The following is a 12,799-nucleotide window of genomic DNA, read 5'->3' on the forward strand; positions in this document are numbered from 1 at the left end:
AAATGCCTGCCGTAGCTCTGCTCTGACAGTTGGTTAGCTTGATTTAACCAACTAGATAGTACAGATTTTGTCGGGGATTGTCAAGGAATTGTATTTCCGACAGTACAAGACTATCTCTTCCAAAGGATGAAAGATGTTGCATATGCAACATTATATTCCGGATATCTGTGATATAACTTAGCACATGCTGCGAGAGCGGCAGAACGATTGAGAGAAAGTCTATTTGGAGGAAAGTGATATGGCACAGATTCATGGTGAAATGTTGGTTGGTGAGATCGTTAATCAGTACCCGAACCTGATCGATGCGCTGCTGGAGGTCGGGATGCATTGCCTCGGCTGTCCGAGCTCTCAGATGGAGTCCCTGCAGGATGCCTGCATGGTACACGGGCTGAATCCGGAGGAGGTTATCACGATGCTCAATGGGAAGCTTGCAGAGGAGGCGTAAATGAGCGCATTTCTGGGGCCGATCCACTACTGGCTGTACGGCAAGATCCGAATACAGGAGGAAATGATCCGGAGCGCAGCGGCGTGCGGGGAGGCGCAGGGCTGGCAGGAGCTTACGGAGGCGCTTCGTGCGGAGACCGTCTCCGGAGAGCTTCGGCCGCTGGAGGAGCTGATCGACACCGCCAATATTCACGGCTGGCTGCAGGATCGGATTCATGATGCCGAGGGGCGCTATGCCCGTCTCGTGACGGCGCTTCTGACAGGGCATGCGGAGCGTATGCAGGAGCTGAAGAGCACGCTCTACAGGCTGGGAGAGGCGCACGGGGTTGCAGCAGATGCGGATGCCAGAGACGCTTATCAGGCATTCGAGGACAGTCTCCTGAACGGAATGCCCTGCGACAGGGTCAATGTCTTGACAGAGCAGGAGACGGGGAGGTGCTCCTGGCGGCAGACCAGCGACATTCACGGACAGTACTGGGCAGCGGCGGGCGGCGATGCAGCGGTCTATTATGTGCTTCGGACAGCATTCATGGAGGGCATGCTTTCCCGATCGGGGCTGCACCTTACGGAGGCAGAGGATTTCGCTTACACGGTAACGGCGGAGCGGCAGGATGTTAAGGATCTGTAAAGGTGGAATATGAATTACAGCATTGAACTGATGATAAAGGAGCATGACGATATCAACCGCATGAATCTGGTGATGCGGAACATCTGTCTCGGGATCATGGAGGGGGCGGAGGTGCCGACAGAGGATTTTCGGCACATCATCGATTTCGTGCGGAACTACGCGGATAAGCATCATCACGGCAAGGAGGAGCGGTATCTCTTCCCGAAGATGGTGGAGCGAATGGGAGCGATTGCGGAAAATCTCGTGACGCACGGGATGCTCGTGGAGCATGATCTCGGCAGGGGGCATATCCGTGCGCTGGAGACGGCGCTGAATGAATATGAGAAGCGGGAGACACCGGAGCTTCGGCTGGACATCATTACCGAGGCGATGGGCTATGCGCATCTCCTGCAGCTCCATACCGAGAAGGAGAACAGCGTGGTATATCCCTTCGCGGAGCGCTCCCTCTCGGCAGAGGACTTCGACTATGTCAATGAAGGCAGCAAGCGCTTCGAGTCTGAGCAGACGGAAAAGGGCGTACAGCAGAAGTACCTGACGCTTCTTGAGAATATGGAAGAGAAGTATCGGAGAGCATAGGAATCATAATCATAAAGAAAGTGAACAGAGAGTCCGGCGGAAATTGCCGGGCTCTTTTTCTATGTGTGCCTGTCAGGCGTACCTAAAAACACCGCAGCACCGGGAATTTCCGGTGCTGCGATGTTTTTAAGAAAAAATCAGATGCCTGCGCTTCGGGTCGCTTCCCGGAGCCATGCGAGCTCTTCTCCCTCGAAGTATGGGGAGAGCTTCTCGAAGACGGTCTGGTGATAGCGGTTCAGCAGTGCGATATCGCGCGGCTCCATCCGGGTGAGGTCGAGCGCATCGAGATCGATCGGACACATCGTCAGGAAGTCGAAGCGGAGGAACTCTCCGTACTCGTTTTCAAACGCCTTCTCGCAGACGACCAGATTCTCGAGGCGGATGCCGTGAGAGCCCTCGATATAGAGTCCCGGCTCGTCGGAGGTGATGTGTCCCGGCTCGAGGACGGCGGAATCCATGCGCTCCGGAACCAGACGGTAGCGGATGCCGTTCGGACGCTCATGCACGCCGAGCAGATAGCCGACGCCATGCCCCGTGCCGTGGTTGTAATTCAGCCCCTCCCGCCAGAAGATCTCCCGGGCGGAATAGTCGAGGGTGACGCCGCAGGAGCCGTGCAGGAACTGTACCGCGCCGAGGCGGAGCATCGCGCAGGCGACCATCGTAAAGTGCTTCCGCTCCTCCGGTGTGAGAGGCCCCATCGCCATTGTGCGGGTGATGTCGGTCGTGCCCTCGAAGTAATGCCCGCCGGAATCCACGAGATAGAGTCCGTGCGGCAGGATCTCAACCTCATTTTCCGTATCCGGAGAATAATGCGGGAGCGCTGCGTTCTCACCGTAGGCAGAGATGGTCGGGAACGAAAGCTCGACGAAGTTCGGCAGCTCCCGGCGGAGCCGTTCGAGATACTCCGCGCCGTTCACCTCGGTGAGGCGGTCGGCACCGAGCCGTTCCTTTGCCCGGTCCGTGAGTCTGCCCTCCGCATCGAAGGCATGCTTCATAAAATAGAAATATTTCGTCACGGCGATGCCGTCCTTCAGGTGGGCGAGCCGCTCGTTCTCGACCTCCGTCGGATTCTTCACCGCCTTATCGGCGCTTGAGGGCAGGAGACGGTCTATGACCCGCATGCTCTCATCGAGCCCGGAGAGGATAGCGTAGTTGGTCTTGCCGCTCTCCAGCAGGATGCTCCGGTTCCGGAGCTGCCGGATCGCGTCGTAAATCCCATTGTAGTCGCAGAGCTTGACGCCGAGCGCGCGGAGATAGTCCCGCACCTCCTCCGGGAAGCTCTTTCGGTTTGCGAAGAGATAGGCGCTGTCCGCGTCGAGCAGGAGGTAGGAGAGGAAGACCGGCGTACACGGGATATCTCCGCCGCGCAGGTTCAGGAGCCATGCAATGTCGTCAAGGCTCGAGATCACATGGATGTCCGCGCCATTCTCCGCGAGCTCCTCCCGAAGCCTCCGAAGCTTATCCTCCGAAGAGCGTCCGCTCCAGCGCTCCTCGAGGATCCAGACGCGGTTCTCCGGCAGCGCCGGACGGTCTGTCCAGAGCTCTCCGGCGAGGTCGAGGTCCGGGCGCAGGGCGGCATTTTTCCGCAATGCAAGCGTCGAGAGACGGCTTCCGAGCGCGAAGTCGACGCAGCGCCCGTCAAAGCCGAGCGTACCGCTCTCCGGCAGCCGGCCGTCGATGTATTGGAGCAGCGTCGGGACGCCCTTTTCTCCCAGCCGCATCAGCGTGATGCCGCTGCCGCGGAGCTCCTTCTCCGCCTGAATGAAGTATCTGCCGTCGGTGAAGAGGCAGGCCTCCTCCTCGGTGACGACGAGCTGACAGCTGTCTCCGGTGAAGCCGGAGATATACTGTACGGTCTTGAAATAATCCGAAACATTTTCGCTCTGATGGAAGTCATCCATGGGGATCAGATAGAGACCGATCCCCCGTTTCCGCATGAGCTCCCGGAGCTCTTTGAGCTGTTCTCTCATGTCCTGTCCTTTTCTTTTCTGAAAATACGGTTAAATACGGTTACAAAATGAGCTGTGTACTGCCCTGACCACCGGTCAGAGCCAATCGTTTCACTGCCGGGACGCGCTGCGCCCGACCGATACCAGTCTACTCCATTCCGTGGAAACTTGCAAACGAATCCATGCTTCCTTAGCCGTACTGTCACATTGAAACAGAAGGCTTTCTTTAGGGAAACACCGATGAAATCGGAAAAGTTACACGCCTATGGCACGTGCGTCATGAATAAATCTTTCTTAGGGCGAGGATTCGAAAATGGCGAAATTCGGCATTCTGTGCTACACTAAGCACGAAAAAAAGGAACAGAGGGCCTGCCTCTACGGGGCGAGGGAATGAGGGTAAGGGATGAAGAAAGAGAAGAGCTACAGAGGACTGGTCGCCTTCGACGTGGATAATACGCTGCTCGACCACAATACATGGCGGATTCCGGACTCTGCCGTGCGCGGCATCCGGGAGCTTCGCCGGAACGGTTATCTGACGGCGATCGCCACCGGCAGGAATATGCATGACCGGCATTCGGAGAAGTATCTGTCGGTCATTCAGAGCGACGCGCTGGTACACATGAACGGAACACGGGTGGAGCTTAGGGATGCGCAGGCACTGCCGGACTGGCAGCCGGGAGAGCTTCTGACCGACCATCTCATGGATCGGGAGCTGCTTCAGAGGATACTCCGCTTTTCAGAGGAGAATCACTATGCAGTCGGCGCCTGCATCGCGGACAAGGATTACTTCACCCACACAGAGGATGTCGTGCGGCATGATATCCGCTATTGGGGGAGCAGCGACCGCAGCTTCGGCGATCCGGCAGAGCTCCTGCGCCTTCCAGTTCGCGCGCTTGCCTACTGCGGCGGCAGAGAGGGCGGGGAAGCACTGCAGAGAGCATTTCCGGAGCTCCATGTCTTCATGTTCAGCGAGAGCACCGGCGCGGATCTCTTCGAGGTGGGCTATTCCAAGCTGGATGGCCTGCGGGTGCTGGCGGAGCGCTTCGGGATCGACTGGGCGGAGAGCTATGCCTTCGGGGACAGCTTCAATGACAGGGTCATGCTGGAGGGCGTCGCGCACGGAATCGCCATGGGAAATGCCGTTCCGGCGATCCGGGACTGCGCGGACTATGTGACGGATCCGATCGGGGAGGACGGCATCTGGAATGCGCTTCGGCATTTCGGGCTGGTATAAAAGACCGGCAGAGTCTCCGTGAGGGGATCCTGCCGGTCATGGGGAGAGTGACGCGCTCAGAGCACGCGTCGGATCGCGCGGATGCGCTTATAACGGGCATCGGTCACGGCGATGCCCGCCCTCCGGTTCAACGCGCTCAGCATCTGTCCGTTTCCGAGGTAAATGCCGACATGGCCGGAATAGACGAGGATATCTCCCGGGATCGCCTGTGCGAGGTCTCCCACCGCGCTGCCGACCCCCTGCATCGCAGCAGAGGAGTGCGGAAGCTCGATGCCGAACTGTGCATAGACCGCCATCAGGAAGCCGGAGCAGTCCGCGCCGCCTGTCAGGCTCGCGCCGCCGTATCGATAGGGGTTGCCGATATACTGCGAGGCAAAGGCGACGAGCTGCGCTGCCCGGGCGCTGCTGTCCGCTTCGGCAGGAACTGCCGAAGCAGCGGCTTCTCCGGAGAGGCTGCTGTCTGCCTCTGCGGCATCCTCCGCCTCTGCAGCATTGTCCGGCTCCTCCGCATCGACTGCCTCTGAAAGGGCGGGAGCCGTGATGCCGGCCTCCGCCGCTTCCAGCACATCCTGCGGGACGCTGTGCAGGGGAGCCGCGTAGGCGGGGACAGGAAGGCAGAGCAGGGCGGCTGCGGAGAGGAGAAACAGGAATGATTTACTTTTATTCATAAAAGGTATCCTTTATTCTTGCTGTTTTTTATGGAGATCTTTGTCAAACAAGGCTGTATTATAGTATGGATATTATGCTTGAAGCAATGTATATAAAATAAAATCTATGAAAGGCTTTCTTACAAAAAGCGAAATCTGCCTGTAAGAAAATCGGAATCAGGTGCATATACAGAAGAAGTTGGGGAACAGAAAAGACATGAAGAAAAATGCGTATTACTATGAGATTCCGCGCGGAGCGGATTTTACGGCGAGGGTTCTCTCCTGCACGGAGGCGGAGAAAGCGCCGGAGGGGCTTTCTCACAGCGGGAAGCTGTATTGTGTGACGCTGGATCTCGAGGGCTTCTACCCGGAGGGCGGCGGACAGCCCTGCGACCGCGGCTGGATCGGGACAGAGCCGCTCCTCAGCGTACAGGAGCAGGAGCCCGCTGCGGCATATTCCCGAGGCGCCCGGCAGGAAACGGCGGTGTCCGAGACGGAGCAGCCGCCGATCCTGCACTATCTGGCGGAGCCGCTGCCGGTCGGGGAGTGCTTCCTCTGCCGAATCGACTGGGTTTGGCGGGACAGGAACTCGCAGAACCACAGCGGAGAGCACATTATTTCCGGTCTGATCCACCGGCGCTTCGGCTTCCACAACGTCGGCTTCCACATGGCGATGACGCTTCCGGAGGAGGTAGGATCGGCGATTCCGGCAGAGCGCCCGGGCATGTGCATTGACTTCGACGGGGAGCTGAGCTGGGAAATGCTCCTGGAGATCGAGCGAGAGGCGAACCACATCGTCCGGGAGGACAGGGTGCTTCGCTGCTTCTACCCGTCGGAGGCAGAGCTTTCGGCGCTGCCCTACCGGAGCAAGAGAGCGCTTTCCGGGAGCGTCCGGCTGGTGGAAATTCCGGGAGCGGATCTCTGCGCCTGCTGCGGCACCCATGTGCGGACGACGGGAGAGATCGGCATGATCAAGCTGCTCTCTGTGCTGCGGCACCGGGGCGGGAGCCGCGTGGCGCTCTGCTGCGGGGATCTCGCGCTATGGGACTATGAGGAGACGCGTGATGCGGCTTCGGCGGCGGCACAGCGTCTTTCCGTACCGGTATCCGGACTTCCGGAGGCGGTGGAGAGGCAGCAGGCAGAGCTTGCCCGGAGAGAGCTCCGGATCGGGGCGCTGAATGAGAAGTATTTCCGTCTGAAGGCGGAGCGCTTCCGGGGCAGCAGCCGGATCTGCGACTTCGAGACAGGGCTGAACAATGTGGAGCTTCGGAAATACTGTGATTTTCTGCTGCGGCATTCCGGTGCGCAGCTCGTTTCTGTCTTTCTGCCGAAGATGAGGGAGAAGACAGGGGGAGAAACGGAATACAGCTATGTGATCGGGAGCAGCGTCATAGACCTCCGTGAGGGCGGAAAGCGGCTGAACAGCCTGCGCTGTGGCAGGGGCGGCGGCGCGCCGTCTATGCTGCAGGGTACGCTGTTTGGTACGGAGGAGGAGATCAGAGCTTCGGTAAAGGAGGCATTTTCGGAATGAAACGCTTTGCAGACGGGGTGCTGAGCACGCTCTGCTATCTCGAGAGAAATGGGAGCTATCTGATGCTGTACCGGAATAAAAAGAAAAATGATGTCAATGCAGGGAAATGGATCGGTGTCGGCGGGCATTTCGAGGAGGGGGAGAGTCCGGAGGACTGCGTGCTTCGAGAGGTGCGGGAGGAGACCGGCTATACACTGACGAGCTACCGCTTTCGCGGACTCGTGACCTTTGTCTCCGGAGACGGCATCACTGAATATATGTCTCTGTTTACGGCGGACGGCTTCACCGGGGAGGAGATTTCCTGTACGGAGGGAGAGCTTAGGTGGGTGCCGAAGGAGGCGCTGCCGGATCTTCCGCTCTGGGAGGGGGATCGGATTTTTCTTCGCCTGCTCGCGGAGGACGCACCGTTTTTCTCCCTGAAGCTCGTCTACGACGGAAGGGGAGGTCTGACAGAGACCGTGCTGGACGGAAAAAGGCTGAGGAAACACTGATTTATTCATGACTCATGCCCGTTGGCACGTAACTTTTCCGATTTCATCAGCGCTTCTCTAATTTAGATTCAGTGCCGCGAGGGCGAGGAAGCAGAGGATCAGGATAAGCATACAGACAGAGCTGAAGAAGCAGCCGAGCATAGATCGGAGGCTCTGCTCCTGCCGGAGCTGCTCCCGCCATGGGCGGAAGCTGCGGAGCACGGTCAGAAGGAGCGCGGCGGTACCGCCGAAAAGCAGGAAGAGGTACAGCCCGTAGACGGGCGCTGCGTTTTCGGTGTAATTATTGAATAGAATCGCGAGCGCATTGTTCGAAAGATGCAGGAGGATCGCATAGCGAAGCCCCCAGCGCTCCCGGATTCCGGCGAGCAGCAGACCGATCAGGAAGGCGGCGAGGAATTGCAGGATATTTCCGTGCATCAGCGCGAAGAGAAAGGCGGTGCTGAAGACCGCGAAGCTTCTGCCGAAGCGCCGGAGGCTTCCGTAGAGATAGCAGCGGAAGAGCAGCTCCTCGAAGAGCGGTGCGAAGAGCACGGTGTAGAAGAGCATCAGCGGGTCGGAGAGCCTGCCGCCGCCCGCGGCCTCCGCCGCCTGCTCCAGGGAGAAGCCGAGTCCGCGGAGCAGCCTCTCGACCGGCAGGGTCAGACAGATCGCGAGCAGCTGCATTCCGTAGAAGAGCAGCAGAAGCCAGAGGTATTTCAGCGGGGAGAAGCGCCCGGCGGGTGCAGGAACAGGCTCGGGGCGTCCCAGAATCAGGTAGACGGAGAGCAGCGCGAGGGCGGAGCAGAGGATCATCGCGAAGTATTCATTCTGAAAAAGTCCGGTTCCGGCGAGGAGAAGGACAGCGCTCCCGAGCTGGAAGATCAGCTCGTAGACAAAGAGGGCGATTGCCAGCCGGTTGATATGGGATTTGACGAAACGCTTCAGCTGTGAGGGCATGGGGGTTCTTTCTTCGCCGCAGGCGAGGGAGCAGATAGATCATTCACGGGATACAGGGATGCTTATCAGGTATTGTAGCACAAATGGGCGGAGGACGGATAGACAGCATGAAAAAATGGTTTTTATATGGCAAGAAGGCGGATTTCGACGCGATCGCGAAGCGGTTCTCCATCGACCCGGTAACGGCACGGATCCTTCGGAACCGCGAGCTCCGGACAGAGGAGGAGATCGATAGGTATCTGAATGGCAGGATGGAGGATCGGTATTCTCCGCTTCTCCTGCCGGACAGCATTCGCTGCATGAATCTGCTGGATCGGGCGGTTTCGGAGGGACGGCGGATCCGCATCGTGGGGGACTATGATGTGGATGGGGTCTGCGCGACCTATATTCTCTACACAGGGCTGAAAAAGCTGGGGGCGAGTGTGGACTATGAGATTCCGGATCGGATCCGGGACGGCTATGGGATCAACCGGAGCATTATTGTGCGCGCGAAGGAGGAGGGCATCTCTCTCCTTCTGACCTGCGACAACGGCATCTCTGCGATAGAGGAGCTTCGTTATGCCGGGGAGCTGGGGATACAGGTGCTGGTGACCGATCACCATGATGTGCGGCAGGACGAGCATGGCAGGGACATACTGCCTTCTGCTGTCGCGGTGGTGGATGCCAAGCGGCAGGGCAGCCGCTACCCCTTCCCGGAGATCTGCGGCGCGGTCGTGGCGTGGAAGGTCATAGAGCTTCTGTATTCGAAGCGGAACCTCCCGAAGGAGAGCGCTGCCTTCGCGCTGGAGTTCGCGGCGATCGCGACGGTCTGTGATGTGGTGCGGCTGCGGGACGAGAACCGCATTATTGTCCGGGAGGGGCTCCGGCAGATTCTCCGGACGGAGAACCGCGGACTGCGTGCGCTCCTTCAGGTGACGGGGCTGCTTGAGCAGGAAAAGCTCTCCGCCTACCACCTCGGCTTCCAGCTCGGCCCCTGCATCAACGCGGGAGGGAGGCTGGAGAGCGCGAAGACGGCGCTCCGGCTCTTCCTTTCGGAGGACGAGGCGGAGGCCTCCTCCTATGCCGTCCGGCTGAAGGAGCTGAACGAGGCGCGCAAGGATATGACGCGGGAGGCGTGCGAGCGTGCGTATGAGCAGGTGGAGCAGCGGTACCGGGAGGATCGGGTGCTCGTGATTTCCCTGCCGGAGCTCCATGAGAGCCTCGCCGGAATTGTAGCCGGACGGGTGCGGGAGCGCTATTACCGTCCGAGCTTCGTCGTTACGAATGCGGAGCCGGCGGAGGACGGCAGCCCGATGTCGAAGGGCTCCGGACGCTCGATCGAGGACTACCCGATGGCGGAGCGGCTTTCGGAGGCGGCGGAGCTTCTCACGAAGTTCGGCGGGCATCCGCTCGCTGCGGGCTTCTCCCTCCGGACAGAGAATCTGGAACGCTTCCGGCAGGAGCTGAACCGGCTGGCGAAGCTTTCGGAGGAGGCATTGCAGGAGAAGCTCTGGATCGATGTCCCGATGCCGATTGATTATATCCGGGAGGAGCTGGTGCAGGAGTGGGAGAAGCTCGAGCCCTATGGCGCGGGCAATGAGAAGCCGCTCTTCGCCTGCAAGGGGCTCCGCATCCTCTCCGTGAACGTACTCGGGCGGAATCGGAACGCCGTGAAGCTTCGCCTCCGCTCCGCGGGCGGACGGGAGCTCCCCGCGATGCTCTTCGCCGACGGGGATGCGTTCCGGCAGGAGCTCGCAGGGAGGAGCAGCATGGATATCGCCTATTACCCGACCATCCACGAGTATCAGGGGAGGAGAGAGCTGCAGCTCACGATCTCGGACTACCGGTTGTGCTGAGGAGACATTTCTCTCAATATGAGCGGCAACGTAACCTGCCGCGATGGAAGCCTGCTTTAATCAGATTTATACTATCATAACCTGGGGTTATTTGACTGTGCTTCCGCGATATCATAAAATCGGTACATAAGTCGGGTGCACCGGAAGCAGTGAGGAGACGAAAGCGGCCTCCGGAGCGGAGACAGAGCTGGGAGAAAAAACAGATATGATAAAAGAAATCATGGATTACATCGCGGCGGCGGATCCGGAGGTCGGAGCGGGTATCCTCCGGGAGTATGAGAGGCAGCAGCATAATATCGAGCTGATCGCCTCGGAGAATATCCTTTCGCCTGCGTCCATGCTCGCGATGGGAACGGTGCTGACGAACAAATACGCGGAGGGCTATCCCGGAAAGCGCTACTATGGCGGCTGCGCCCATATTGACGAGCTGGAAAGCATCGCGATCGAGCGCGCCAGGGAGCTCTTTCATTGCGACTATGCCAATGTGCAGCCGCATTCCGGCGCGCAGGCAAATATGGCGGTGACCATGGCGGTCTGCGAGCCGGGCGACAAGATCCTCGGGATGTCTCTCGACGCGGGCGGGCATCTCACCCACGGCTCGCCGGTGAATTTCTCCGGAAAATATTTCCGGATCGTGCCCTACGGCGTGAATGCGGACGGGTATATCGATTATGACACGCTCGAGGCGCTTGCCGTGCGGGAGAAGCCGCGGATGATCATAGCCGGAGCCTCTGCCTACCCGCGCGTAATCGATTTCCGGCGCTTCCGTGAGATCGCGGATCTGTGCGGCGCGGTACTCTGGGTGGATATGGCGCACATTGCCGGGCTCGTCGCGGCAGGCCTGCATCCGTCCCCGATGCCCTATGCGGACGTGGTGACGACCACGACCCACAAGACGCTCCGCGGGCCGCGCGGCGGGCTGATCCTCGCCAATGCGGAGGCGGCGGAGAAATACAATTTCAACAAGGCGATCTTTCCGGGCTGTCAGGGCGGTCCGCTCGAGCACGTTATCGCAGCGAAGGCGATCTGCTTCGGTGAGGCGCTGAAGCCGGAGTTCAAGGCATATCAGCGGCAGCTCGTGAAGAACTGTGCGGTGCTCGCCGGGGCAATGCAGGAGAAGGGCTTCCGTCTCGTTTCCGGCGGCACGGACAACCACCTGATGCTGGTGGATCTCACGAATCTGGAGGTATCCGGCAAGGAGCTGCAGAACCGCTGCGATGAGGTCAACATTACCTTGAACCGGAATGCAATTCCGAATGATCCGCGCTCCCCGTTTGTTACCTCCGGCGTCCGGATCGGTACCGCTGCGGTGACGACCCGCGGCTTCCGCGAGGAAGATATGGAGCCGATTGCCGATTGCATCTGGAGGGCGGCGACGGATTTCGAGGGCTCGCAGGAGGAGATCCGCCGCACTGTCGCTATGCTGGTAAAGAAGTATTCGATTTATGAGGGCTGAGTGACCCTCCCGAAAGAAAGGAGTTCGTATGCCGTTTGTATTCCCTATTCTGCTTATCCTTTTTCTTGCGCTTCTGATCGCCAATATCGTGATCGTGCCGCAGGGACATTCCTTCGTGCTGGAGCATCTCGGCAAGTACAAGGCGACATGGCAGGCAGGGCTTCATGTGAAGATCCCGGTGCTGGAGCGCGTCGTGAAGCGTATCAGCCTGAAGGAACAGGTGCTGGATTTCCCGCCGCAGCCGGTGATTACGAAGGACAATGTTACAATGCAGATCGATTCGGTCGTGTTCATGCGTGTCTTCGACCCGCAGCTCTATACCTATGGCGTGGAGAATCCGATCTCCGGCCTGCAGAATCTCTCCGCGACCACGCTCCGGAATATCATCGGAGACATGGAGCTTGACCAGACCCTCACCTCCCGCGAGACGATCAACGGCAGAATGCAGGTCATTCTCGATGAAGCGACCGATCAGTGGGGCATCAAGGTGACCCGGGTGGAGATCAAGAACATCCAGCCGCCGAAGGAGATCGAGGAGGTCATGACGAAGCAGATGCGTGCGGAGCGGGAGCGCCGGCAGACGGTGCTGGAGGCGCAGGCGCATCAGGAGGCAGTCGTTTCCCGTGCAGAGGGCGACAAGAGAGCGAAGATACTCGCCGCAGAGGCGGAGAGAGATGCGCAGATCGCACTGGCAGAGGGTAAGGCGAAGGCGACTCTGCTGGTTTATCAGGCGGAGGCGGATGGTCTCGAGAAGCTGAAAAATGCGAATGTCTCCGAGTCCGTACTGCGTTTAAAGGGGCTCGAGGCGCTGAAAACCGTGGCAGACGGACGCGCGACGAAGATCTATATGCCGACGGACATTGCCGGGGCGGTTTCGAAGCTCGGACTGGTCGGAGAAGCGCTCGGGATCGGCGATGCGACCGCGATCGACCGGACGCCGAAGCCTGAGAAGCGCCCGGAGGCGGATCCCTGTCTTCATGCAGAGTCCAATGCCGGTGCACGCGAGGCGGCGGCAAGCACGCAGAAGCTCCGTATGGAGATGGAGAAAAACAGAGCTTGATGCAGCGCTATT

General features: G+C 59.3%; 12 protein-coding genes. 9 read left to right on the forward strand and 3 right to left on the reverse strand.

Annotated features, from left to right (window positions below):
- Positions 1-238: 238 nt before the first annotated feature.
- Genes HW273_RS03995 through HW273_RS04005 form a run of 3 tightly spaced genes read left to right on the forward strand, consistent with a single transcriptional unit; the run spans position 239 to position 1,648 of the window.
- On the forward strand, positions 239-445 hold the full coding sequence (locus HW273_RS03995; RefSeq protein ID WP_179010553.1) for a DUF1858 domain-containing protein: 207 nt from the start codon (positions 239-241) through the stop codon (positions 443-445).
- On the forward strand, positions 446-1,072 hold the full coding sequence (locus HW273_RS04000) for a hypothetical protein (RefSeq protein ID WP_179010554.1): 627 nt from the start codon (positions 446-448) through the stop codon (positions 1,070-1,072).
- A 9-nt stretch (positions 1,073-1,081) separates the two neighbouring features.
- Positions 1,082-1,648, forward strand: a complete 567-nt coding sequence (locus tag HW273_RS04005; RefSeq protein WP_179010555.1) for a hemerythrin domain-containing protein — start codon at positions 1,082-1,084, stop codon at positions 1,646-1,648.
- A gap of 137 nt (positions 1,649-1,785) precedes the next feature.
- Here the strand turns inward: HW273_RS04005 and HW273_RS04010 are convergent, their stop codons facing one another.
- Positions 1,786-3,618: an aminopeptidase P family N-terminal domain-containing protein gene (locus tag HW273_RS04010; protein WP_179010556.1), complete on the reverse strand. Its 1,833-nt coding sequence runs from the start codon at positions 3,616-3,618 to the stop codon at positions 1,786-1,788.
- A gap of 382 nt (positions 3,619-4,000) precedes the next feature.
- Here HW273_RS04010 and HW273_RS04015 point away from each other — a divergent pair, with 382 nt between their 5' ends.
- Positions 4,001-4,831 (forward strand): HAD-IIB family hydrolase, encoded by an 831-nt coding sequence (locus HW273_RS04015; protein ID WP_179010557.1) that lies wholly within the window; start codon positions 4,001-4,003, stop codon positions 4,829-4,831.
- A 56-nt stretch (positions 4,832-4,887) separates the two neighbouring features.
- Here the strand turns inward: HW273_RS04015 and HW273_RS04020 are convergent, their stop codons facing one another.
- Positions 4,888-5,499 (reverse strand): C40 family peptidase, encoded by a 612-nt coding sequence (locus tag HW273_RS04020; RefSeq protein WP_179010558.1) that lies wholly within the window; start codon positions 5,497-5,499, stop codon positions 4,888-4,890.
- 196 nt (positions 5,500-5,695) lie between these two features.
- Here HW273_RS04020 and HW273_RS04025 point away from each other — a divergent pair, with 196 nt between their 5' ends.
- The gene (locus HW273_RS04025) at positions 5,696-7,009 is read left to right on the forward strand and encodes an alanyl-tRNA editing protein (RefSeq protein WP_179010559.1); all 1,314 of its coding nucleotides are present in this window, start codon (positions 5,696-5,698) and stop codon (positions 7,007-7,009) included.
- On the forward strand, positions 7,006-7,500 hold the full coding sequence (locus tag HW273_RS04030; protein WP_179010560.1) for an NUDIX hydrolase: 495 nt from the start codon (positions 7,006-7,008) through the stop codon (positions 7,498-7,500). The genes HW273_RS04025 and HW273_RS04030 overlap by 4 nt, the downstream gene beginning before the upstream one ends.
- Before the next feature lie 57 nt (positions 7,501-7,557).
- Here HW273_RS04030 and HW273_RS04035 read toward each other — a convergent pair whose 3' ends face one another.
- On the reverse strand, positions 7,558-8,436 hold the full coding sequence (locus HW273_RS04035) for a CPBP family intramembrane glutamic endopeptidase (protein WP_179010561.1): 879 nt from the start codon (positions 8,434-8,436) through the stop codon (positions 7,558-7,560).
- A gap of 107 nt (positions 8,437-8,543) precedes the next feature.
- Between HW273_RS04035 and recJ the strand changes: the two genes are divergently transcribed.
- From recJ to HW273_RS04050, 3 genes are all read left to right on the forward strand, one after another.
- The gene (gene recJ / locus HW273_RS04040; RefSeq protein WP_243206741.1) at positions 8,544-10,271 is read left to right on the forward strand and encodes a single-stranded-DNA-specific exonuclease RecJ; all 1,728 of its coding nucleotides are present in this window, start codon (positions 8,544-8,546) and stop codon (positions 10,269-10,271) included.
- A gap of 205 nt (positions 10,272-10,476) precedes the next feature.
- A complete protein-coding gene (glyA, locus tag HW273_RS04045; protein WP_279287553.1) occupies positions 10,477-11,727 on the forward strand; it encodes a serine hydroxymethyltransferase in 1,251 nt (416 codons plus the stop codon).
- Between the two features lie 28 nt (positions 11,728-11,755).
- Positions 11,756-12,787 (forward strand): SPFH domain-containing protein, encoded by a 1,032-nt coding sequence (locus HW273_RS04050; RefSeq protein WP_179010563.1) that lies wholly within the window; start codon positions 11,756-11,758, stop codon positions 12,785-12,787.
- Positions 12,788-12,799 lie beyond the last annotated feature (12 nt).

The sequence above is a fragment of the Oribacterium sp. oral taxon 102 genome (genome assembly GCF_013394775.1).
Taxonomy (GTDB): Bacteria; Bacillota; Clostridia; order Lachnospirales; family Lachnospiraceae; genus Oribacterium.